The sequence below is a fragment of the Chryseobacterium camelliae genome (assembly GCF_030818575.1).
GTDB classification, from domain to species: Bacteria; Bacteroidota; Bacteroidia; order Flavobacteriales; family Weeksellaceae; genus Chryseobacterium; species Chryseobacterium camelliae_A.
Genome location: NZ_JAUTAL010000001.1, coordinates 3,532,940 through 3,555,102, shown reverse-complemented (window position 1 = coordinate 3,555,102; position 22,163 = coordinate 3,532,940). Strand labels below are relative to the sequence as shown.

The window sequence follows — 22,163 nt, the reverse complement described above, 5'->3', positions numbered from 1 at the left end:
GAAAAATTGTCGGCGCAAAAGTAAGATTAATTATTGATTAACTATATATCAGTAACCTTATGTAAGATAAATAATCATTAACAAAATGATATATTTTAATGATTCAGGTCCATATTTAATTTAATGTCATATGGTTTTAAGCTTTAACACTTTTTTGATGAAAGTGTATCATATGGAAATTTTGCTTTTATTTTCATAAATAAAATGTCAAACAGGTATTTATTCACTTTTGAAACCTTATTTTTGGTATCATGGATTTTCCTGTCACCTTTCATATTCTCGGTAAGACTATCCTGGCGCATCCCCTGTTTGAAGCTTTGGGGATGTTTATCGGGATGCGGTATTATTTTTATCTTAAAAGGAAGTCGGCGGAAAAGCTGTCTTTCAATACTTCTGCTGCTGTACTGATCGGTGCTACTGCAGGGGCATTAATCGGGTCAAAACTCATTGGAAACCTGGAGAATCCTTTTGTCCTGTTTTCTGAAAAGTTCAGTTTTGCCAGGTTCTGGTCCAATAATACCATTGTCGGAGGGTTGGCTTTTGGGCTGATCGGCGTAGAGCTGGCTAAAAAAATTGTCGGCCACCGGCAAAGTACGGGTGACCTGATTGTTTTCCCGCTGATGCTGGCGATGATCATCGGCAGGATTGGCTGTTTCCTTACCGGAATTTACGAAGAAACTTATGGAATTCCGACCCGTTTTATTTTCGGAATGCATCTTGGAGATCAGTACCTGAGGCATCCTGTAGCCCTTTATGAAATCGGGTTTTTAATTGTGCTTTGGGTCTTCCTGAAAAAAATTCAGAACAGCAGGAAGTACCGGTCCGGATTTGTTTTTCAGATATTTATGATAGCTTATTTCATGTTCAGGTTCTGCCTGGATTTTATTAAGCCCAGGGTAGAACTTTTCTGGGGATTGGGAACCATCCAGCTGGTATGTCTTTGTGTAATTGCCTATTATATTTTTATAATGAGAAACACAAAATCTGTATCTTCACATCAAATATCAACATATGAAAATTCTGACGCTTCTGGAGGTTAATAACTTAGGCTTGGGTGGATTTATAATAATGATCATTCTTGCCATTCTTTTTGTCGCCTTGGTGGTATCGCTTATCATAACCCTGATTGTCAAACTGATCTACGAATCTGGTAACAACAGGACCTTTTCGAAAAAACAGTTTATACAGACCATGCTGATCTGCCTGCTTGTTTTCGGTCTGATCAGCGGTTATATCTGTGGCGGTGGCTTTTAAATTTAATCAGTCTTTATTTTAAAGATGGTTACATGATTACATTGTTGAATACTACATACTCATTATTATGCCGGTAAGAAATTATACTTATTACGATTATACCATTAGCCTCTGCCCGGAATGCCTGAAAAGGGTGGGCGCCAAGATTATTATTGAGGATGATGCGGTTTTTATGACGAAAAGATGTCCGGATCATGGCTTTTTCAAAACCAAAATTGCTTCTGATGTCCATTATTATAAAAACATCAGGAACTATAATAAAGCTTCGGAAATGCCTTTGCATTTCGGGACTGATGTTGAATATGGCTGTCCGTACGATTGTGGCCTTTGCGTAGACCATGAACAGCACAGCTGCCTGTCTATTGTTGAAGTCACCGATCGCTGCAACCTGACCTGCCCGACCTGTTATGCGATGTCATCGCCTCACTATGGCAGCCACCGCAGTCTGGAAGACATTGAAGCCATGTTTGATGTGATTGTAAAGAATGAAGGAGAACCGGATGTCGTACAGATCAGCGGAGGAGAGCCCACGATCCATCCTGAATTTTTCAGGATCATGGATATTGCGAAATCCAAGCCGATCAAGCACCTGATGCTCAATACCAACGGAATAAGGATTGCCAACGACCCCGGTTTTGCAGAAAAACTGGCTACCTATGCCCCGGAATTTGAGATTTACCTGCAGTTTGATTCTTTCAGGCCTGAAGTTTTGCAGGATTTCAGGGGAAAAGACCTTACAGATGTCAGGATGAGAGCGCTGGAAAAGCTAAATGCCCTCAATCTTTCCACCACATTGGTCGTTGTGCTTCAGAAAGATAAAAATATTGATGAAATCGGAAAAATCATCGAGTTTGCCCTTAAACAGAAATGTGTACGCGGCATAACTTTTCAGCCGGTAGAGATTGCCGGAAGAAACAGGGAAGATTCCCCATACGAGAAAATAACCCTCACTGAAGTCCGGCAGGAAATTTTAAATCAATTTCCATTACTAAACAGCGATGATATTATTCCTGTACCATGCAATCCTGATGCATTGGCCATGGGATACATCCTGAAGCTTGAAGGGGAAACCATTCCGTTAACCCGGTATATCAATCCTGCGGATCTGCTGAACAATGAAACCCGGAATACCATTGTTTACGAGCAGGATACAGGACTGCAGATGCAGCTCCTGGATATTTTCAGTACCGGAATTTCAGTAGATAAGGTGCAGCCCAAGGTTAATCAGCTGCTATGCTGCCTGCCGGAAGTTTGTGCTCCCGATCTGGATTATGATAACCTGTTCAGGATCATCATTATGAATTTCATGGATGCCCATGATTTTGATGTGCGGGCAGTAAAAAAATCATGTGTCCACATCGTTAATAAAGACCTTAAGCTCATCCCTTTTGAAACGATGAACCTGTTTTACAGGGATGATAAGATGAAATACCTTGAAGAGCTCAGAAAGGAAGATAAAGTATTATTCTGAAAGTTTTTAGCATGATCATTCATAGAAGAATCATCCGGAATTCATTCAGAAAGGATATAAAGGAATTGTCTTAATTACCTCTTAATACCCCATACTTTTATTTTACCGCGATGGCTGAAGCCAAGCTTTTCATACAGTTTTATGGCACCGGCATTGCCTTCGGCAACGTGCAGAAAAGGGGTTTTGTTATCTTCCTGTATTTTTCCGGAAACATGGGCGACGAGCTGTTTAGCATAGCCTCTACCAAGATAATCGGTATCTGTGATCACAGCGCTCACTTCCGTCATGTCATTCATCTGCATCCTTTCACCGGTAACGGCAACCAGCTTATGATCCTTGAAAATACCAAAATACCTTCCTAATTCAGGCGTTCTGTTTTTAAAATAGTACGGATAAAACTTTGCAATAAAAGCCAAAAGCTCTTCATGATTTTCTTCCCGGAGCTGAATGATTTCTTCCGGGTCATCAAGGATTATCGTCTTTTCAAGAACGTATTGGTCACACACCAGACACGAAAGGTGATGATCGGTCTGAGGCTTTGCTCCGAAAACGAGAAAGTCATCACAGGATTTTGCATAGTCTGTGATGTCCTTCTCTCCTGAAACGTATGCTGATCCGCCAAAAGCAGCCACTTCGGGATTATAGAATTTAGTATCTCCGAAGTTTAAGCAGAACTTTTCATGGAATTCATTAAGAGCATGATAGACAGGATTGTCTAATTTACTGTACATGGTCAAATTTCATTACTTCACTCAGAGTATTCATATATTCATACGCGGTTAAGTCGAACTTCACCGGAACAATAGAAATGTAGCCATTAGCCAGTGCGGTTTCATCAGCATCTTCCGATTCATCCATATTGTTGAAATATCCGGTAAGCCAGTAGTATTTTTTGCCGTGCGGGTTTACCCTTTCATCGAAGCTTTCTTCCCATTTGGCATGGGCCTGCTTGCATACTTTCACACCTTTTATTTCCTCCTTGGAAAGTTTGGGAATATTGACATTCAGGACGATTCCTTTCGGCATAGGTTGCTCCAGAACCCTTTTCACAATATTCTGTATGTATTCCTTTGCCTGGGTAAAATCTGCTTCCCAGCTGAAATCCAGCAGTGAGAATCCAATGGAGGGAAGTCCTTCCACACCGCCTTCCACAGCAGCAGACATGGTTCCGGAATAGATGACATTGATAGAGGAGTTGGCGCCGTGGTTGATCCCGGAAACAACGATATCCGGCCTTCTCGGCAGGATTTTATCCAAAGCCATTTTTACACAGTCTACAGGAGTTCCGCTGCATGAAAAGTCTTTTTGCGGGCCATCCAGGTGAACTTCCTCATAGCTCAGTGTAGAATTGATGGTAATCGCATGGCCTTTTCCGCTTTGCGGTGAGTTAGGGGCAACTACGATCACATCCCCGATTTCGTTCATAAAACTCACAAGATTTCTGATGCCCGGTGCTGTAATGCCGTCATCATTAGTAACCAGAATTAGTGGTTTTTCCATAAGAAATTTTAATTATAGAAAAGGCTGCTTTTATATTTAAAGCAGCCTTATTATTGTCTTTTTTAATTGGATTACGCTACACAACAAGAACTACAATACCAATCACCAAAAACTTGGTCATTTACATATCGATATTCAGCACAGCCACTACTACAGCCAGAATAAGCTTGGCAATTGGAACTACCTATAGAGCTGATTATTTTTTTTCCAGCATTAATAACCTTCAACTCATTTCTTGATAATGCTTTTAAATTAGATTTTTTCATATTTTATATTTTTAAATGTAATCAAATATAAAAAAAATAATTTAAGAACTAAAAATAAAAATATAGGAAATTATATTTAAAGGTATTAAATTTGATATTTTGTAACACAAATTTAATTACGACTACTAATTGTAAAGTAGTTAAAAAAAATAAAAAATATATTATAGATTTATGTGGAAAAATTTTAAACTAAATAAATTTCTACTTTTTATTCCATTAACAAGTCTTATGTTTTGTTTCAATTCACCTAAAAATGATGATGAAAAAATGCAGACGATTATGGTGAGCGTAAAAAATACCCTTTCCTATTTACACTACAGTCCGAAACCTATCAATGATGCTTATGCAAGAGATGTCTATAAGCAATATTTTGAAATGATAGATCCGGCCAAAAGATATTTCCTGCAGTCGGATATGGATGAATTTGCCAAGCATGAAACCAAACTGGACGATTACCTGAATACCGGTGATCTAACCTTTTACAAGCTTACGGTAGACAGGCTTTATCAGAGAGTGGATGAAATTGATAAGGTGACCCAGGATATCTTCAGCAAACCGATTGATCTGAATGAAGATGAAACCCTCACGCTGGAGCCGAAACTGAAGAAAGTACCTTCCAATAAGCAGGAACAGTATAATGATTGGAAAAAATTCATCAAGTACAACATCCTGCAGGAGATAGAATCAATAAACAGCAAGGAAGAAGCCCAGAAAGAGAAGAAAGATTCTGTACAGAAATTTAAACTGAAAGATACCATCAAGCTTGAAATTCTTACTCCTCAGCAAAAGCTGACAAAAGCAACAGGTGAAGTGAAAGATAATACATTTGATTTTCTTAAAAGACTTAAAAAAAGAAAAAAAATGGATTGGTTTACAGTGTATATGAATGCTTACACTGAAGTTTTCGACCCGCACACCAACTATTATTCGCCAAAAGATAAACAGGAATTTGATATGGCTTTTTCTGGAAAAGTCATAGGTATAGGTGCGATGATAGAATACAGAAAAGGAAATCTCTATTTGGGGCCTTTAACAATAGGGGCTCCGGCCTGGAAATCAAAACAGCTTTCAGAAGGGGATAAAATCCTGAAAGTGAAATCCAAGCCTGATGAAGATGCTGTAAATGTTGTAGGGATGATATCTGACGAAGCAGTAAGGCTGATCCGCGGTGAAAAAGGAACGCCGGTTACTCTTACCGTACAGAAGAAAGACGGTACGATAAAAGATGTTACCATGATCCGTGAAGAAGTAGCTATTGAAGACACCTTTGCCAGAAGTATTGTGGTGAATACACCGAACGGTAAAAAATACGGGTTCATCAACCTGCCAAGCTTCAATGCTGATTTTGAAAATGAAAAGGGAAGAAATGCTTCTGATGATATTAAAAATGAGATCATTAAGCTTAAAGCCCAGAACATCGAAGGCATTATACTGGATCTTAGAAACAACGGAGGGGGATCCCTTACCGAAGTAGGAGATATAATGGGACTCTTCATGAAATCAGGCCCATATGTACAGGTAAAAGACAGTAACGGAAAAATTGAGATCCTTAAAAATAAGAATGAAACACCGATCTGGACCGGTCCTTTAGTAATCATGCAGAATGAGCTTTCCGCTTCTGCTTCAGAAATCCTTGCCGGAGTAATGCAGGATTACGGCAGGGCAATTATTGTAGGATCGCCGCAGTCTTTCGGAAAAGGAACCGTACAGAGATTCGTAGACTTGAACAGGTTCCTGGATACAGAAGATGATTTCGGGTCTCTGAAACTGACAATCCAGAAGTTCTACAGGATTACCGGAGAGTCTACCCAGAGAAAAGGGATTGTATCCGATATCCAGATGAAGGACTTCTTTACGTATGCAGACATCGGAGAGCGGTTTGATGATTATGCCCTTGCCTGGGATAAAATTCCGGGAACAAGCTTCCAGAAGCTGAATTATTTCGATATCAAAGCCCTGGAAAAGGCCAGTGCCGACAGAATGGCTAAGAATACCAATTACCAGCTGTTACTGGAATCTGCACAATGGAGGGAAAAGCTGGATAAGGAAGAAACCATTACGCTTAACATCAATAAGTTCAATGAGCTGATGAAGCAGAGAAAAGCGCAGATTGAAAAATTCAAGTCGCTGACTAAATTTGAGAACGGCCTTCAGTTCATGATGTACCAGAACGAGATAGAGCGGGAGAAAAAAGATGAAGCGTTCAAAAAGAAATCCGAACTGTGGATTAAAAACCTTAAAAAAGACCTTTATTTGCAGGAAGCAATGAATATCATAGCTGATATGAATGCTAAAGCTTAATAAATAAATAAAAAACCACTAATAAAATTTAGTGGTTTTTTTATGCTCATTTAATTTATCTGATCTCCACACAGCCCACTCTTCCGCCTGCGTTTCCGGTGGGTTGGGTATGAAAATCATCTTTGTCGGCATGAATGATGAGGCCTTTACCTATAATATTTTTAGATGCATCTTCACATCCCAGACACCATTTATCCGTTTTGAATGTCAGTGTGGCATTTCCGCTCTGGTCTGCGTTAAGATTCCCGATATCTCCCATATGGAAATGTTCGGCACCCCATTGACCATGATCATCCTTGGCAGGGTTCCAGTGGCCTCCTGTTGAAGTCCCGTCGGGAGCGGAGCAGTCTCCTTTTTCATGGATATGTACCGCATGGATGCCCGGAGTAAGATTGGTAACATCCAGCTTCATGATAACTTCGTTCCCTTTTTGGGTGAATTTTGCTGTTCCGCCCGTCTGGGTGTTGCTTTTAGACATCACCTGATAGGTGTGGCTGGTTCCGCAGGAAACAGCAAATACTGATATTCCGGCTAATAATGTTAATGTTTTAAGGTTCATTATACTATGATTTAGTGATTAATATATAAATGTAAAGAAAGATTTACCAAAAAAGGCATAATCAGGTCAGGTTTTTTAGGCAATACCTTTAATTTTAGCAAAAATTCATCAATAGCAAAAAATGACAAATCATTTTTGTCCCGGCTTATTATTTTTGCAGTAAAAATATTCAGAATTGGAAGCGCATAAACACAGCATCGTCAAGGCCATACGGTATATAGAAGAACACCTGGATACGGAGCTTTCACTGGAGAAAGTGTCAGGAGCCGGAGCCTATTCCCCATTTCATTTTCACAGGATTTTCCGGCTGATTACAGGAGAAACCCTACAGAACTATGTAGCCAGAAGGCGGGCTGAAAAAGGGGCCTTTTATCTGGCTATGAGAAAAGAGATGAGTATCACGGATATTTATCATCAGTCAGGTTTTTCCAATCATTCCGCTTTTAATAAAGCATTTAAAAAATATTACGGTATATCTCCTTCAGGATTCCGAAAAGCAGCTCCGGAAAGTTTTCACAGGATTGTTCTTGAAGAAAGCAAGAAAGGACAAATGGATGCCGTTTTCAGCCAGTACATTTGCAATGTAGAAAACCTTTTAAACTGGATGAATATGAATTTAAAAATCAAAGTAGGCCATCTTCCGGAAATGCATCTGGCTGCCGTCATGAGTCTTGGTGTTGCCCATGTTGAACCTTCTTTCGGCACCCTGATAGATTGGGCAAAAGGAAAAAGCCTGTTTCCACGGGAGCAGGTAAAAATGCTTTCCGTGTACCATGACAGCTTCAAAGTGACACCACCGGACAAAGTCAGGATCCATGCCTGTATGCTTTTGGATGAGCCCTTACGAAAACAGGAAGGAGAAGTTTTTCCTGAAACCATTGAAGCCGGAAAGTTCATCATCGGAAGCGGTGAAGTCACATTGGACGATTTTGAACAGTGCTGGGTTTCACTCTTTTTATGGATGAATGAGAATGAGTATTCGGTAAGGAATGCATTTCCTTTTGAAATCTACCACACCAATTTCAGGGAACATCCGGAAGGAAAAATGATCGTTGATTTCTGCATCCCGATTCATTAAACCACTTTTCCCTAATCATTGAAACTACCTCTATAATGAAGGGGTAGTTTACCGTACTTATTAGACCTTAGGCTCACATTTCTTTCCTGGAACGGGTTACTTTTCTGTACAAAGAAATAAAACCAACCGTTCAGGTCCGAAAAATTACCGTTCGGGGACAAAAATTTATCTGCCAAAGAATTTCATCCTACTTTTGAACCGTAATCAACAGCTATGAAAACAAAACTATTATTTCTGTTCTCTTTCTTATCCTGTATACTGAGCTTTGCCCAGATCAAAATATCCGGTAAAGTCACCTATAAAAATAAAGGAGTGGCAGATGTGAACGTTACTTTAAAAAACACTTATGACGGTGCAACTACTGATGCGGAAGGGAATTTCTCTTTTGATACCGCTGAAAAAGGAAGCCAGGTAATAACCTTTACCCATCCGAAATACAATGATGTCGAGAAACCGGTGGAGATCCAGGACCAGGCAATCACGGTAAATGCAGAATTGAAAGAGCAGATCAATGAGATAGATGCCGTAGTGGTTTCCGCAGGATCTATTGAGGCAAGCGATAAGAAAAGGGCTACCGCTTTGCTGACGCCTATTGATATTTATACTACTGCAGGAGCAGACGGGCAGATTTCCTCTGCATTAACCTACCTTCCCGGGGTACAGAAAGTAGGGGAGTCAGAAGGCCTGTTTATCCGCGGTGGAACCGGGGCCGAATCCAAAATCTTTATGGACGGCAGCCTCATCAACAACTATTTTTCCAATTCCGTACCGGGCATAGCAGGAAGAGACCGTTTCAACACCTCTCTTTTCAAAGGAAACATATTCTCCAGCGGTGGCTATTCAGCTTTATATGGGCAGGCACTTTCCGGAGCACTGATGCTGGAAAGTGTGGACCTGCCGGATGAAAGTTCCTATGATTTCGGAATTTCGCCGATATTCATTGACGCAGGATTCCAGCGTTTAAGCAATAACAAGAACTATTCTTATGGAGCAACCGTAGGCTATTCCAATCTTGAACTGATGCAGAACATACTGCATTTCAATACAGACTTTACAGAATCTCCGCGTAGCCTGAGCGGAGACCTTAACTTCAGGATCAGGACAAAATCGGGAGGATTTTTTAAATACTACGGGAAATACGATATGAACAGAATGGCAGTGAAGACAGAAAGCCTGGAACCTCAATACGATGCTTCCCTGGTACGGCTGAAAGGCGCAAATACTTATCATAACCTGTCTTTCAGGCAGAAATTCGGGAAATACCTGCTGAATATAGGGAGCTCGTACTCTTACAACCGTTCAGACCTTAATTTTTCAACGGAGACTGCAGATCAGGAATCTACCCGGACCCGATTGCTGACAGACGGGAATTACATCAATATCAAAACTGTTCTGGAAAGGAAAATCAACAGGATCAGTGCCTTGAGGGGTGGCCTTGAGTTCAATAATTCAGATGAAAAGCTTCATTTTCAGCAGGTAAACAAAAAATATAATGATCTGATCTCCGCTGCATTTTTAGAATCAGACCTGGGCTTCAGCAATCAGCTGTCTGCAAAAATAGGCGTACGGGCAGAGCACTCATCCTTTCTTGATAAAAGTAATATTGCACCCAGGCTTGCCCTTGCTTACCGTCTGGATAAGAACTGGACCAGTTCCATTGCCTATGGGCTTTTTTACCAGAATCCTGAAAGCAGATACATTAATGCGCCTGCAAACCTTGGATTTCAACAGTCACAGCATTATATTTTCCAGATCCAGAGGGCGTCAGAAGGGAGAAGCCTGAGGCTGGAGGCGTTTTACAAAAAATATGACCAGCTGATCAAAACCTTTACCATAAATCCCGGGGAAAGTCAGAACCAGCAGATTCAAACGGCCCTTAACAATGATGGTTATGGCTATGCCAAAGGAGCAGAATTTTTTTGGAGGGATAAAAAAACCTTTAAGAATATCGACTACTGGATCAGCTATTCTTATTTGGATTCCAAAAGGGATTTCATGAACTATCCGGTAAGCCTGAAACCCAATTTTGCTTCAGAACATACGCTGTCTGCAGTCGCCAAAAGATTTATTACGGAATGGAAACTGGGGGTAAATCTGTCCTACACTTATGCTAAAGGAAGGCCATACTATGATATTGTCAGCCAGCAGAATAACAATATCATCCGTAATGAAGGAAGACTAAAGGATTACAGCTCACTAAACCTGAGCTTCAACTACCTGCCGAACCTCGGAAAGAAAGATGCAAAAGCATTTACCATATTTGTTCTCAGCATCTCTAACATGTTAGGCACTAAAAATATCTATGGATATAACTTCTCCGGTGACGGGTCCAGGAGTTCTGCCGTTGTTCCGCCTTCCAATACCTTTGTTTTTGTCGGAGCCTTTATCAGTTTCGGTGTGGATAAGACGGAAGATGCGATCAATAATAATTTGTAAATGATGAATAATCAATATAGGTAATGATTTTATTATATAAATTAAATATATATCTTTGAATAATTATACAGTAACCTTAAAAAAATTGAAAAAATGAAGAAATATTTATTGAGTTTTGCACTGGCTTTTGTAAGCTTGACAGCCTTTGCACAGACTGATTATGAAAAAGTAATGACTGAAAAAGTGGCCAAGATAGAAACGGCTAAAACAGCGGAAGAATTCCAGGCTCTTGCGAACGATTTCCACAGAATCGCTGGAAAAGACGAAAATAACTGGCTTCCGTTCTATTATGCAGCGCTGGCCAACATCCAGAAGGGAAGAGTATTGATGCAGCAGGGTAAGACTCAGGATCTTGATTTCATTGCTGGGCAGGCAGAGAAATACATTGGAGCAGCTTCCCATGTTGCCCCTACCGACAATGCGGAAATCCACCTGTTAAGCAAAATGGCTTATTCCCTGAAAATGATGGTAAATCCTCAGCAGAGGTATATGACCGATGGTGCAAAAGCTGCTGAAGAACTTAAAAAGGCTGAAAAGCTAGATCCGAATAACCCTAGGATTGCCCTGATCAAAGCTGAAGATATTTATTTCATGCCGGAACAGTACGGGGGAAGCAAAGTAAAAGGGATGGAAATGTTTAAAGATGCCCTTAACAAATTCAAATCTTATACTTCGAAAACAGCATTGGATCCTAACTGGGGAAAATCTGAAGCGGAATATTTTGTAAGCCAGGCTAAATAAGCGGTTTGCCATAAATCAAACATAACCTTCCGTTACGGAAGGTTTTTTTATACTATTCAGTCTGCAAAAATGACTGTTCAGGAGAAAATAATTGCCGTAAATACTCTAATAGATTAATTTTGAACCAGGAAAAACATTTATGAAACGCAGGAACCTTATTACCTTATGCTGGATATCACTGGCAACATCCATGATTTTTTTCTTTGGATTTACAGATGAAAAGACGCTGAATAATTTTCTGCTTACCGTTGTTGTATGTTTTATGTATTCCTTTGTGTTGGCTATGGGAAACAGCTATATCAATGATTTCCTCAACAAAAGATTTCCGTGGTCTGAAGCCACTACCAGGAGGGCCATTATAAGCATTGTATCGATTCTTATCGCGAATACCATAATGGTTTATTTCTGCAACTATATGAATTTTGTCGTTTTTCAGAAGGCTGCGACTACCGAAGAATATTTTTCGGGAAAGTTCAGCTTCATCAACTGGTTTACGATTAATATCGCCCTTCTTATTTCAGCGTTCCTGCATGCCAAAGGATTTATGGAGGAACTGAAAAAAACTTCGCGCAAGGAAGTTGTAGAGCAGAAGCTCATTGCCAAATCAGCCAATGCGCAGTTTGAAAGCTTAAAGAATCAGCTGGATCCGCATTTCCTGTTCAATTCTCTGAATGTTCTGAGTTCCCTTATTGATGAAAACCCAAACCAGGCCCAGAAGTTTACAGTCTCAATGTCAAAGATTTACAGGTATGTTTTAGAGCAGAAAGATAAAGAGCTGGTCACGGTGGAAGATGAGATTGAATTTGCCAGGACATATTGCGAGCTGTTGAAAACCAGGTTTGAAGACAGTGTAGATTTTATATTTGATGTAAGAAAAGAAGATTACCGGAGATTCGTGGTTCCGCTCTCTTTACAGCTGTTGCTGGAAAACTGCATCAAGCATAATTTTGCCACCTCATCAAGGCCGCTCATCATTAAAATATTTTCTGAAAATGATACACTCTGCATTGAAAACAATCTTCAGGTCCGGGAGCAGATCAAGGAAAGCTCAGGCATTGGACTGGCTAATATTGTCCAGCGCTACTCACTGCTGACGAAAAGAAATGTATTCATTGAAAAATCAGAAGACTATTTTAAAGTTAAACTTCCGGTGCTGGTCAGTAAACCTAATGAAATCAGTATCAAAACGGATACTTCAGATAAAGCTTACGAAAGGGCACAGAAGCGTGTAAAGGAACTGAAAAGTTTTTACAGCAACCTTACTTCCTATTGCATTGTAATCCCGTCACTGGTTATCATTAACCTGATTACGAGCCCGAACCACCTTTGGTTTTATTATCCGATGTTAGGATGGGGGATTGGCGTCGCCGCTCACGGAGTGAGTGCTTTTGGCCTGGGTAAAAGATGGGAAGATAAAAAGATCCGGGAAATTTTAGAAAAACAGAATAAATAATCATTAAACACCAAATTTATGGAAGAGATCAGCCAGGATGATATCCGCTACAAGCAGGCAGAAAAAAGAGTGAAGCAAATCAAGAATTTCTACATTTTCCTCTTTGTATATCTCGTGGTGAACATATTCATCTTAATCACCAATTACCGCGAACTGAAACCGGGCCAGACCATCTGGCACCTCAAATATTTCAGCCTTCCGCTGTTCTGGGGAATGGGTGTTTTGGTATGCGGATTGCGGGTATTTGTTCCTAATTTCATTCTGGGAAACCATTGGGAGGAGAAGAAAATCAAACAGCTCATGGACGAGGAAATGGCTGCCCGGAACGGATTAAAATAAAACAGTAAACACATGAATACTTTACAGATTATCTTTGCCGTTTCTATGCTGGCCTGGTTCCTCAGTGAATTCCTGTATAAGAACATTTTAAAATCCGGGGAAACAGACCGGAAAGACAAAGACCGGTCTACCCTGAATTTCCTTTGGATGGCCATTCCGTTTTCTATTATCAGTGCGGTAACCTTGTCTTATTATACCAGGTTTCCAATTGCACATGATATCTGGATCCTGTACCTGGGAGAAGCATTGATTCTGATTGGAATTATTGTCCGGTTTATCATCATCCGGTCATTGGGTAAATACTTTACCGTTGATGTAACGATCAGGAAAGACCACACCATCAAAAAAGAAGGATTCTACAGGTATCTGAGGCATCCATCCTATACATTTTCCCTGCTTACTTCTTTAGGCCTGGGACTATACCTCAACAACTGGCTGTCATTGGCTTTTGCATTTATTCCTCCGTTCATCGCTTTCAGCTACAGGATTAAGATCGAGGAAGATACGCTTATTGAGCAGTTCGGGGAAGAATATCTGGAATACAGGCGCAAAACAAAGAAACTGATTCCTTTTGTATATTAAAAATTTAAATCGGATATTTTTCATCAGATTAATTTTTTCAGCTCCGCAATGGATCTTTTTGATAGTTACTTGTGTAGAGAAATTATAGTCAGCATTTTCAGCCTTTGAACACTTATTTTAAGCTAATACTTTTTGCCATTAAAATGATCTATTGTATGCCCTGCCTGCAATAGATCATTTTATAATCCTCAATACGGCTCTTTAAGAAATTCCTCTGCTTATCTTGTCAGCTTCATAAATGCTTATACGGATTGACAGCCATTTTCACCGTTCGGCATTCATTTTCTACGGTTCGGTCAGTTAAAATTGATCCGGAGGTGAACATTGACCTACATTTGTCTCAACAAAAACAAACAGTTTAATCTAAACAATAAAAAAATGGAAACATCATTCAACACAGAAAGCAGGGCATACGAGAAGGCAGCCCGAAGAGTGAAAGAAATCAAAGGCTTTTACAGCAACCTGACTTCTTACTGCCTGGTCATCCCTTTCCTGGTCGTTTTAAACCTGCTGACTTCCCCTGAGAATCTCTGGTTTTTCTGGCCGATGCTGGGATGGGGAATAGGGATCGCTGCCCATGGAGTAAGTACTTTCGGGATCGGGAGAAACTGGGAAGAAAAGAAGATCAGGGAACTGATGGACGAAGAGCAAAAACAGGCAAAAACTTTTTAATTATACAACCGTAAAATAAATTATCATGGATTATTATCACGCACAACAACGAGTAAAAGAGCTGAAAAGGTTTTATAAAAGCCTTCTATGGTTCGGTATCGTCTCCATCGTTATTTTTTCCGATGACCTATTTAAAAAAGGAATTTTCAATATTTCACACTGGGATGGATCAGTTATTCTTTTGATCTGGGGAATTATTCTGACGGTAAAAGCCGTAAAGTTATTTATCTTTGATGCCGACTGGGAAAGAAGCATTGTAGAAAAAGAAATGGGTAAACATAAGGACCCGGTTAAATTTTAATATGCCGGAACTTTCAGTCGCTTTTAATTCAGAAATCAAACAGAGATAAACAATGATCAAAACGGTTATTATTGAAGATGAAAAACCGGCTTTAAGAAAGCTTGAACGTATGCTGGGTACTTTTCCCGATATCGAAATCGTGGCCAGGATAGAATCTGTGGAAGAGGGCAAACAGTGGTTCTCTGAAAACGAACATCCTCAGCTTATTTTTTCTGATATTGTGCTGGGAGACGGATTATCCTTCGATATTTTTCAGGAATTTCCCACCAGAGCATTCATCATTTATACAACCGCCTTTGATCAGTATACGCTGAAAGCTTTTAAGCTGAACAGCATCGATTATCTTCTGAAGCCCATCCTGGACGAAGACCTGGCCGGTGCAGTGGAAAAATTCAAATCCTTTATTCCCTCCGGAAATGCAGTGAGTTCACAGGAAATAAAACAGCTGATCAAGGAAGATAAAAGTACTCTTTCCAGGATCCTGGTCAAGATCGGGTACAACCTGAAAATTGTCCAGACCCATGAAGTAAGCTGTTTTTTCAGTGAAAATAAAATCGTCTATCTTCAGACGAAGGAACGTACCTATCCTTCAGATTTTACCCTTGATGAACTGGCGGATGTGCTGGATGACAATAAGTTTTTCAGGGTAAACCGGCAGTTTATCATCAATTCAGACCATATCAAAAATATCCATACGTCTCCATACTATAAAGTGGAGCTCGAATTTCAGCCTGAAGATGAAATTACTGTCAGCCGTGACCGGGTGAAGGATTTTAAGGATTGGCTGATGAGGTAAAGGTTAAGATGTCAGATAGCAGGCATCAGATTTCAGACAGGATTGTAAGGATGTAAGACCGGACTTAGGCATTGTGATGTGCTCTGTCGTTTAAGGCTTATTTAAAGTCGATCCTGTTCGCTTCGGTATCTTCAAGCTGCTGTATGATGGATTTTGGGATTTCATCGCTGTCAATAGGAAAGCTGGTGGAATCCGGAACGAAGTTTTTCCGGTCTGCCTTCTGGAAAATTTCAAACAGGGCAATAGGCTCCTGGTTAAAACTGATACATGTACTTATAAAATGCAATTCATGGAACTTATACTCTGGGTTTTTCAGCTTTTCATGGCTGTCTTTTACTCTTGAAACAAAATGCCGCTGCCGGATAAACGTATTGCTGTTCATGATGATGAAAATATAATCTGAATAGGCGGTTACCTTACCGAAATACTTATGCCGGTCCCCGCCGCTTCTCTCAATGAAGTATTCTCCGGTAGTTTCCGACTTATAAATTTCAGTGGCGGACCGCCAGATTCGATTATCCTTTGTCTGAGACGGATTTTCCGGAAGGTTCCGGTTGTAAGAATACCAACAGCCTACCATACGCTCCAGAAGTGCTGTATTTGGCGTTACATTCTGCATATCGATCCGCAGGTCGTTGAAGTTGAACGATTCCGTATTGGAATTGATAAAATCGATGTAATTGGCATATCCCAATGCCTTGACAATGAGACTAAGTTTAGCCAGATTAGGTTTGCCGATCCGGGCATGTTGATTCTGATGGTATTTCTTTAATTTATTGATGATCAGATGCTCATACAGGTAATTAGAACCTAAGAGATCCGGCTTCTTCCGAATATTTTTCTCAGAATTTTCTTTAACGATTAACTCATTAAGCTCATCAACAATATAAGACCATTCAGTTTTAGAAATGTCTTCCCAGCAGGCTTTCTTTAAGAAATGCCGGCCAAGATAGTTGACAAGTTTTTCAAGGTGCACAATATCCTCTTTCATTGCCCTATAATTCTTAAGACTAATATAAGACTATTTTAAGATCTAAAAATGCTTTTGTAAGACTTTTATATTGACCGGATAAAAGATATTTGAGTGAATATAAAAATCTAACAATGGAAACACAGAATGTTCTGCAAAACGATACACTTTGGAACAGGCTTCAGAATTTCTCACTGGATCAACACGGGGCCAGTTTCCCGTTCTCAAAAAAGCTTGCGAAAGAAGAAAAGTGGACAATTGAATTTACCATAAAAGCCATACAAGAATATAAGAAATTTATCTACTTGTGCTGTGTGCTGCCGGAAGGTGCCTCGCCCAGTGAAACGGTGGATAAAGTCTGGCATATGCATCTGCTGTATACTAAAATTTACTGGGATGTTTTCTGCCCGCAGATCCTGCGGCGGAAACTCCACCATCACCCATCGCAAGGAGGTATTTCTGAACACAGGAGACACAAAAAATTGCTGCAGGGTACTTTGGACGCTTATAAACGGGTTTTTCAGCAGGAGCCGCCGGCAGATATATGGTCAGCTTCGAAAGGCTTTCAGTTCAGTAACAGGAAATTTGGGGTGTCCATCAGATTGATATCCTTACTATTATTTTTATTGATATTAAGCTCATGTGCAGATAATTCCGATGCCTTGCAGGAAATCATTTTTATAGCATTGCCGCTGATATTCTTCTTTTCAGTGATCTTCAGGAACAGGAATGGCGATAACGATCGTCATAACAATGGGGGAGACAGTAGCTTTGGTGGGTCATGCAGTGGCGGAAGTTCATGCCATAGCGGTTGTGGAAGTTGTGGAGGTTGCGGGGGATGTGGGGGATGTGGGGGCGATTAATTAAAACATGAGGTTATGAAAAATACGACTATTCAGGCTACATCCTTGCTTATCAGCCTTCTTTGGATTGGATTGATGCATCAGACTTTAAATCCGTTTGCCTTAAAAGGCCCTGAATTTCTCAGTTTCTATTCCATATTGCTTTTTGGATGGTACATTACCCTGCTTTTCGCAAAGTTTTATAAAGGATCCTTTTCCAAAACCACCGTTGTTTTTGGTGTTTTTATTTTTATCTTCGGGGCAATTAAATTTGTGAAAGGAGTTTACCTTGGAAAACCTGTAGGGCTTCTGATACTAATGCTGATAATCCAAGTCATTGTCTTTACAGCCATCATCAGGATATATTCAAAAGAAAGCTGAAAAATAAGATATGAGAACCTTAATCTGCTTTTGATCAAAAAAATAAAAACCGGAACAAAAATGCTCCGGTTTTTGGGATATTAAAATAAGTATCTTCGATCATCTTTTGGAGGTTTTCCTCCGACTTTTTGATCAACTGTAACTAATAAGTACGTTTAACGATTCAAAATCTGTTACAGGACGATCATTCTTTATGAAATCACTCCGCTTCCCAGAAGCTCGTCATCCTGGTACCATGCAGCAAACTGTCCTTCTGCAATAGCAGACTGCGGCTCTTCAAATTCAATATATAAACCACTTTCAAACTGATGCAACACCGCTTTTTGCAAGGGTTGCCTGTAGCGGATCCTCGCCATCACATCTTTAGACTCGCCATTTTTCAGGGCCAGATCTTCCCGGACCCAATGCACTTCCGAACGATCAATTTTCAGGGCCCTTCTGTATAATCCGGGGAAACTGTGCCCTTCGCCTACAAAAAGGATATTGTTTTCCATATCTCTGGAGATGATAAAACAGCTTTCTTTATGGCCGCCGATACCAAGGCCCTTGCTTTGTCCGATCGTGTAAAACTGGGCTCCCTGATGCTTTCCGATTACTTTTCCGTCAGACTTTTGGTAATGGATTTTGGTGCTTAGAAAAGTCAGTTCCTCCTGCCGGGAGGAAAACTGAGGAACTTCCTGCGCAAACAGCGGAGCATCCCTGAAAACTTCTACAATTTCACCCTCTTTAGGAACCAGCTGCTGCTGAAGAAATTGCGGAAGGCTTACTTTACCGATAAAGCATAACCCCTGGGAATCCTTTTTATCAGCGGTTACCAGGCCTATTTCCTTAGCGATTTCCCTTACCTGAGGCTTGGTCAGCTCACCAATCGGGAACAGTGCTTTCGATAGCTGGTCCTGACTTAGCTGACACAGGAAATATGACTGATCTTTGTTATTATCCTTGCCTGCAAGAAGATGGAATATTTCTTTACCATTTTCATCAAAAGTCGAAGTGACCCTTGCATAATGTCCCGTGGCTACTTTATCCGCTCCCAGTGACATCGCCGTTTTCATGAATACGTCAAATTTCACCTCCCGGTTGCACAGGACATCCGGGTTCGGAGTCCTTCCTTTTTCATACTCGGCGAACATATAATCTACGATGCGCTCTTTATACAGGTCGCTCATGTCAATGACCTGGAACGGAATCCCCAGTTTCTGGGCCACCATCAGGGCATCATTGCTGTCCTCAATCCAGGGACATTCATCCTCCAGCGTTACTGAAGCATCATTCCAGTTTCTCATAAACAGAGCCACCACCTCGTGGCCCTGCTGCTGGAGCAGGTAGGCGGTCACACTGGAATCCACGCCTCCTGATAATCCTACAACTACTTTCATCTGATTCAATTTTACGGAACTCTTAACGGGAGTCCTTAGTTTGATGCCGCAAAAATACAATTAAATAGAGTCGTAAAAAAGGGATGATATTAAACATCGATAAAAACGATAAATCTTAACAGAATATGATGATTAAAGTACAGGTTAAAATTATTTGATAACCTTATAAAACAGCAAAGCACCGGAAACTTCCGGTGCTTTGCCTATTTTGAGTTAAGTTAATCTTTTATTAAGAAGATTTCTCCGCTGCAGATTTCTTAGACTTGGAAGTTTTTCCTGCCAGTCCATCTTTAGCTTCATTCAGATCAAGAATTACAGTTTCGCCTTCATTCAGTTGTTTGTTAACCAACATTTCAGCTAACAGGTCTTCAATATACTTCTGAATGGCACGTTTCAGTGGTCTTGCACCGAAATCTTTGTCCCAGCCTTTTTCTGAGATAAAGTCTTTGGCTTCTTCAGTCAGTTCAACTTTATAACCCAGTTTCTCCAATCTGCTGTATAACTTGTTCAGTTCGAGATCAATAATTCTCTTGATATCATCTTTTTCAAGCGAATTGAAGATGACGATATCATCGATCCTATTGAGGAATTCCGGTGAGAACGCTTTTTTAAGGGCATTTTCAATCGTACTTCTCGCTCTGGAATCAGAGGTTGTTTTCTTCGCCGTAGTTCCGAATCCTACACCATCCCCGAAATCTTTAAGATCTCTCGTTCCGATGTTGGATGTAAGGATAATAATCGTATTCCTGAAGTCGATCTTTCTTCCTAAGCTGTCTGTAACGTGACCTTCATCAAGGATCTGTAACAGAATATTGAATACATCAGGATGTGCTTTTTCAATCTCATCCAGAAGCACCACAGCATAAGGTTTTCTTCTTACGGCTTCTGTGAGTTGTCCCCCCTCTTCATAGCCTACATATCCCGGAGGCGCACCTACCAATCTTGATACAGCGAATTTTTCCATGTATTCACTCATGTCAATCCTGATCAGAGATTCATCGGATTCAAACAATTCCCTGGCCATTACTTTCGCCAGCTCGGTTTTACCGACACCCGTTGTTCCCAAGAATATAAAGGTACCGATAGGACGGTTCGGGTCTTTAAGCCCGGCCCTGTTCCTCTGGATTGCCTTAACGACTTTTTTCACCGCATCTTCCTGGCCGATTACTTTCCCGTTCAGGTTTCCGTCCATTCCGGCTAACTTATCAAGCTCGTTTTTACCTACTTTGGTTACCGGAACACCACTCATCATAGAAACCACTTCCGCTACATTTTCTTCGCTTACGGTTTCTTTTTTCTCCTTCACATCTTTGTCCCACTTATCCTGGGCAGAATTAAGTTCCATCTGTAAACGCTCTTCCTCATCTTTCAGTTTTCTGGCTTCCAGGTAATCCTGAGCTTTTACTGCTTTCTGCTTCAGTTCCTTGATTTCTTCAATTTTCTTTTCAAAATCAATGATCTCAGTAGGGACTTTCATATTCTTAATGTATACACGGGAACCAGCCTCGTCCATGGCATCAATAGCCTTGTCCGGTAAAAAGCGGTCCGTAATATATCTTGATGTCAGGTTTACACAGGCTGCAATGGCTTCCGGAGTATAAATTACATTATGGTGCTCTTCATACTTATCTTTGATCTGATTCAGGATCTGAATGGTTTCATCAATAGAAGTCGGTTCTACCATTACTTTCTGGAACCTCCTTTCTAATGCACCGTCCTTCTCAATATACTGACGGTATTCATCCAGAGTAGTGGCCCCGATGCATTGGATTTCTCCTCTTGCAAGTGCCGGCTTGAACATATTGGAGGCATCAAGGCTTCCGGTAGAGCTTCCTGCGCCTACAATAGTGTGAAGCTCATCAATGAACAGGATCACATCACGGTTCTTTTCAAGTTCCGTCATGATCGCTTTCATTCTTTCCTCAAACTGGCCTCTGTATTTTGTTCCTGCTACCAGGCTGGCAAGATCCAGGGTAATTACCCTTTTGCCATACAGGACTCTAGATACTTTTTTCTGCTGAATCCTTAAAGCCAGTCCTTCTGCAATGGCAGATTTACCTACTCCGGGTTCACCGATAAGCAGAGGGTTGTTTTTCTTTCTTCTGGAAAGGATCTGAGAAACCCTTTCGATTTCTTTCTCACGGCCGATAACCGGATCCAGTTTTCCGTCTCTGGCCAGGGAAGTAAGGTCCCTTCCGAAATTATCCAGCGTAGGGGTTTTGCTTTTTCCTGAACCCAGGTTTCCGGTAGGTTTTCTCATCTGTTCAAAATCTTCCCTCTCATCGTCATCATCATATGCACTCATTTTTGGTGCCTGTCCGGAATTCTTTAGCATCGTCTGATACTCTCTTGAAACTCCTTCGTAGTCAACGTCATAGGCTCCCAGGATGCTGGAGGTTGGGTCCTCATATTTGTACAGAATACCGAGAAGCAAATGAACGGTATTGATTTCATTGCTTTTATACTGCCGGCATTCCAGTTCTGCACGTTTAACGGCATGATCTGCCATCTTGGTGAAGGAAATATTACTAACCTCCTCGGAAACAGGATTAAGACTTGCTGTATTTAGAGTTTCAATTTTTCTTCTGATCTGTGTTAAGTCCGCATTAAGGCCCTGAAGGATTTCTTTTGCAGAGTTTTCTGTTTTTATAATCCCCAAAAGCAGATGTTCTGTATTAAGAAATTCACTTTTCAGCCTCTTCGCTTCGCTCTTGCTTTGTTTGAACACTTGGCTCAAACCTTGTGAAAACTTATAATCCATAGTATGTCTCAATTAGAATAAAGGTAGAGGTACCATTTATCCGATATCTAAATTACAAATATTCTACCAAAAAACAATTAA

Annotated in this window: 22 protein-coding genes; 15 read left to right on the top strand and 7 right to left on the bottom strand. The window is 40.6% G+C overall.

Annotated elements, in window-relative coordinates; genetic code table 11:
* Window positions 1-251: 251 nt before the first annotated feature.
* The 3 genes from QE404_RS16350 to QE404_RS16340 all read left to right on the top strand — a co-directional run bounded on the left by QE404_RS16350 (window position 252) and on the right by QE404_RS16340 (window position 2,725).
* Window positions 252-1,040: a prolipoprotein diacylglyceryl transferase gene (locus tag QE404_RS16350; protein ID WP_307452283.1), complete on the top strand. Its 789-nt coding sequence runs from the start codon at window positions 252-254 to the stop codon at window positions 1,038-1,040.
* Window positions 1,012-1,254, top strand: a complete 243-nt coding sequence (locus tag QE404_RS16345; protein ID WP_307452282.1) for a hypothetical protein — start codon at window positions 1,012-1,014, stop codon at window positions 1,252-1,254. The genes QE404_RS16350 and QE404_RS16345 overlap by 29 nt, the downstream gene beginning before the upstream one ends.
* A gap of 67 nt (window positions 1,255-1,321) precedes the next feature.
* A complete protein-coding gene (locus QE404_RS16340) occupies window positions 1,322-2,725 on the top strand; it encodes a radical SAM protein (RefSeq protein ID WP_307452280.1) in 1,404 nt (467 codons plus the stop codon).
* A 74-nt stretch (window positions 2,726-2,799) separates the two neighbouring features.
* Here QE404_RS16340 and QE404_RS16335 read toward each other — a convergent pair whose 3' ends face one another.
* From QE404_RS16335 to QE404_RS16325, 3 genes are all read right to left on the bottom strand, one after another.
* On the bottom strand, window positions 2,800-3,456 hold the full coding sequence (locus QE404_RS16335) for a GNAT family N-acetyltransferase (RefSeq protein ID WP_307452278.1): 657 nt from the start codon (window positions 3,454-3,456) through the stop codon (window positions 2,800-2,802).
* Window positions 3,446-4,225, bottom strand: coding sequence for a 5'/3'-nucleotidase SurE (gene surE / locus QE404_RS16330; RefSeq protein ID WP_100076122.1), 780 nt, complete (start codon window positions 4,223-4,225; stop codon window positions 3,446-3,448). Before surE ends, QE404_RS16335 begins: the two co-directional genes overlap by 11 nt.
* Before the next feature lie 71 nt (window positions 4,226-4,296).
* Window positions 4,297-4,491 (bottom strand): hypothetical protein, encoded by a 195-nt coding sequence (locus tag QE404_RS16325; protein ID WP_307452275.1) that lies wholly within the window; start codon window positions 4,489-4,491, stop codon window positions 4,297-4,299.
* Window positions 4,492-4,662: 171 nt separating this feature from the next.
* On the opposite strand from QE404_RS16325, the gene QE404_RS16320 reads away from it, so the two are divergent.
* A complete protein-coding gene (locus QE404_RS16320) occupies window positions 4,663-6,792 on the top strand; it encodes a carboxy terminal-processing peptidase (protein WP_307452273.1) in 2,130 nt (709 codons plus the stop codon).
* Window positions 6,793-6,847: 55 nt separating this feature from the next.
* Here the strand turns inward: QE404_RS16320 and QE404_RS16315 are convergent, their stop codons facing one another.
* Entirely contained in the window at window positions 6,848-7,351 is a 504-nt protein-coding gene (locus QE404_RS16315; RefSeq protein ID WP_307452271.1) for a superoxide dismutase family protein, read from the bottom strand.
* Window positions 7,352-7,526: 175 nt separating this feature from the next.
* On the opposite strand from QE404_RS16315, the gene QE404_RS16310 reads away from it, so the two are divergent.
* The 9 genes from QE404_RS16310 (at window position 7,527) to QE404_RS16270 (ending at window position 15,749) form a co-directional block, all read left to right on the top strand.
* Complete coding sequence (locus tag QE404_RS16310; RefSeq protein WP_307452269.1) at window positions 7,527-8,429, top strand: AraC family transcriptional regulator; 903 nt, start codon at window positions 7,527-7,529, stop codon at window positions 8,427-8,429.
* Window positions 8,430-8,642: 213 nt separating this feature from the next.
* Window positions 8,643-10,865, top strand: a complete 2,223-nt coding sequence (locus QE404_RS16305; RefSeq protein ID WP_307452267.1) for a TonB-dependent receptor — start codon at window positions 8,643-8,645, stop codon at window positions 10,863-10,865.
* A 93-nt stretch (window positions 10,866-10,958) separates the two neighbouring features.
* A complete protein-coding gene (locus tag QE404_RS16300) occupies window positions 10,959-11,606 on the top strand; it encodes a hypothetical protein (protein ID WP_307452266.1) in 648 nt (215 codons plus the stop codon).
* A gap of 139 nt (window positions 11,607-11,745) precedes the next feature.
* Complete coding sequence (locus QE404_RS16295; protein WP_307452264.1) at window positions 11,746-13,059, top strand: 2TM domain-containing protein; 1,314 nt, start codon at window positions 11,746-11,748, stop codon at window positions 13,057-13,059.
* Window positions 13,060-13,077: 18 nt separating this feature from the next.
* Complete coding sequence (locus QE404_RS16290; protein ID WP_307452262.1) at window positions 13,078-13,398, top strand: 2TM domain-containing protein; 321 nt, start codon at window positions 13,078-13,080, stop codon at window positions 13,396-13,398.
* Between the two features lie 12 nt (window positions 13,399-13,410).
* On the top strand, window positions 13,411-13,980 hold the full coding sequence (locus tag QE404_RS16285; protein WP_307452260.1) for a methyltransferase family protein: 570 nt from the start codon (window positions 13,411-13,413) through the stop codon (window positions 13,978-13,980).
* Window positions 13,981-14,358: 378 nt separating this feature from the next.
* Window positions 14,359-14,652, top strand: coding sequence for a 2TM domain-containing protein (locus QE404_RS16280; RefSeq protein ID WP_307452258.1), 294 nt, complete (start codon window positions 14,359-14,361; stop codon window positions 14,650-14,652).
* Window positions 14,653-14,677: 25 nt separating this feature from the next.
* Window positions 14,678-14,953 carry a 2TM domain-containing protein gene (locus tag QE404_RS16275; protein WP_307452256.1) on the top strand — a complete coding sequence of 92 codons (276 nt, stop codon included), beginning with the start codon at window positions 14,678-14,680 and terminating at the stop codon, window positions 14,951-14,953.
* Window positions 14,954-15,005: 52 nt separating this feature from the next.
* Window positions 15,006-15,749 carry a LytR/AlgR family response regulator transcription factor gene (locus QE404_RS16270; protein ID WP_307452254.1) on the top strand — a complete coding sequence of 248 codons (744 nt, stop codon included), beginning with the start codon at window positions 15,006-15,008 and terminating at the stop codon, window positions 15,747-15,749.
* Between the two features lie 97 nt (window positions 15,750-15,846).
* Here the strand turns inward: QE404_RS16270 and QE404_RS16265 are convergent, their stop codons facing one another.
* On the bottom strand, window positions 15,847-16,740 hold the full coding sequence (locus QE404_RS16265; protein WP_307452251.1) for a hypothetical protein: 894 nt from the start codon (window positions 16,738-16,740) through the stop codon (window positions 15,847-15,849).
* 113 nt (window positions 16,741-16,853) lie between these two features.
* Here QE404_RS16265 and QE404_RS16260 point away from each other — a divergent pair, with 113 nt between their 5' ends.
* Both QE404_RS16260 and QE404_RS16255 read left to right on the top strand, forming a co-directional pair.
* A complete protein-coding gene (locus QE404_RS16260) occupies window positions 16,854-17,582 on the top strand; it encodes a glycine-rich domain-containing protein (protein ID WP_307452249.1) in 729 nt (242 codons plus the stop codon).
* A gap of 15 nt (window positions 17,583-17,597) precedes the next feature.
* Window positions 17,598-17,942 (top strand): hypothetical protein, encoded by a 345-nt coding sequence (locus QE404_RS16255; protein WP_307452248.1) that lies wholly within the window; start codon window positions 17,598-17,600, stop codon window positions 17,940-17,942.
* Window positions 17,943-18,133: 191 nt separating this feature from the next.
* Here QE404_RS16255 and mnmA read toward each other — a convergent pair whose 3' ends face one another.
* Window positions 18,134-19,321, bottom strand: coding sequence for a tRNA 2-thiouridine(34) synthase MnmA (gene mnmA / locus QE404_RS16250; RefSeq protein ID WP_307452246.1), 1,188 nt, complete (start codon window positions 19,319-19,321; stop codon window positions 18,134-18,136).
* Between the two features lie 229 nt (window positions 19,322-19,550).
* Complete coding sequence (locus QE404_RS16245) at window positions 19,551-22,082, bottom strand: ATP-dependent Clp protease ATP-binding subunit (protein ID WP_307452244.1); 2,532 nt, start codon at window positions 22,080-22,082, stop codon at window positions 19,551-19,553.
* Window positions 22,083-22,163 lie beyond the last annotated feature (81 nt).

What these genes read in the sequence shown, in the direction of transcription:
- QE404_RS16350 (WP_307452283.1), top strand. Translation starts at nt 252, where the DNA reads ATGGATTTTCCTGTCACCTTTCATATTCTCGGTAAGACTATCCTGGCG.
- QE404_RS16345 (WP_307452282.1), top strand. Translation starts at nt 1,012, where the DNA reads ATGAAAATTCTGACGCTTCTGGAGGTTAATAACTTAGGCTTGGGTGGA.
- QE404_RS16340 (WP_307452280.1), top strand. Translation starts at nt 1,322, where the DNA reads ATGCCGGTAAGAAATTATACTTATTACGATTATACCATTAGCCTCTGC.
- QE404_RS16335 (WP_307452278.1), bottom strand. Translation starts at nt 3,456, where the DNA reads ATGTACAGTAAATTAGACAATCCTGTCTATCATGCTCTTAATGAATTC.
- surE (WP_100076122.1), bottom strand. Translation starts at nt 4,225, where the DNA reads ATGGAAAAACCACTAATTCTGGTTACTAATGATGACGGCATTACAGCA.
- QE404_RS16325 (WP_307452275.1), bottom strand. Translation starts at nt 4,491, where the DNA reads ATGAAAAAATCTAATTTAAAAGCATTATCAAGAAATGAGTTGAAGGTT.
- QE404_RS16320 (WP_307452273.1), top strand. Translation starts at nt 4,663, where the DNA reads ATGTGGAAAAATTTTAAACTAAATAAATTTCTACTTTTTATTCCATTA.
- QE404_RS16315 (WP_307452271.1), bottom strand. Translation starts at nt 7,351, where the DNA reads ATGAACCTTAAAACATTAACATTATTAGCCGGAATATCAGTATTTGCT.
- QE404_RS16305 (WP_307452267.1), top strand. Translation starts at nt 8,643, where the DNA reads ATGAAAACAAAACTATTATTTCTGTTCTCTTTCTTATCCTGTATACTG.
- QE404_RS16300 (WP_307452266.1), top strand. Translation starts at nt 10,959, where the DNA reads ATGAAGAAATATTTATTGAGTTTTGCACTGGCTTTTGTAAGCTTGACA.
- QE404_RS16295 (WP_307452264.1), top strand. Translation starts at nt 11,746, where the DNA reads ATGAAACGCAGGAACCTTATTACCTTATGCTGGATATCACTGGCAACA.
- QE404_RS16290 (WP_307452262.1), top strand. Translation starts at nt 13,078, where the DNA reads ATGGAAGAGATCAGCCAGGATGATATCCGCTACAAGCAGGCAGAAAAA.
- QE404_RS16285 (WP_307452260.1), top strand. Translation starts at nt 13,411, where the DNA reads ATGAATACTTTACAGATTATCTTTGCCGTTTCTATGCTGGCCTGGTTC.
- QE404_RS16280 (WP_307452258.1), top strand. Translation starts at nt 14,359, where the DNA reads ATGGAAACATCATTCAACACAGAAAGCAGGGCATACGAGAAGGCAGCC.
- QE404_RS16275 (WP_307452256.1), top strand. Translation starts at nt 14,678, where the DNA reads ATGGATTATTATCACGCACAACAACGAGTAAAAGAGCTGAAAAGGTTT.
- QE404_RS16270 (WP_307452254.1), top strand. Translation starts at nt 15,006, where the DNA reads ATGATCAAAACGGTTATTATTGAAGATGAAAAACCGGCTTTAAGAAAG.
- QE404_RS16265 (WP_307452251.1), bottom strand. Translation starts at nt 16,740, where the DNA reads ATGAAAGAGGATATTGTGCACCTTGAAAAACTTGTCAACTATCTTGGC.
- QE404_RS16260 (WP_307452249.1), top strand. Translation starts at nt 16,854, where the DNA reads ATGGAAACACAGAATGTTCTGCAAAACGATACACTTTGGAACAGGCTT.
- QE404_RS16255 (WP_307452248.1), top strand. Translation starts at nt 17,598, where the DNA reads ATGAAAAATACGACTATTCAGGCTACATCCTTGCTTATCAGCCTTCTT.
- mnmA (WP_307452246.1), bottom strand. Translation starts at nt 19,321, where the DNA reads ATGAAAGTAGTTGTAGGATTATCAGGAGGCGTGGATTCCAGTGTGACC.
- QE404_RS16245 (WP_307452244.1), bottom strand. Translation starts at nt 22,082, where the DNA reads ATGGATTATAAGTTTTCACAAGGTTTGAGCCAAGTGTTCAAACAAAGC.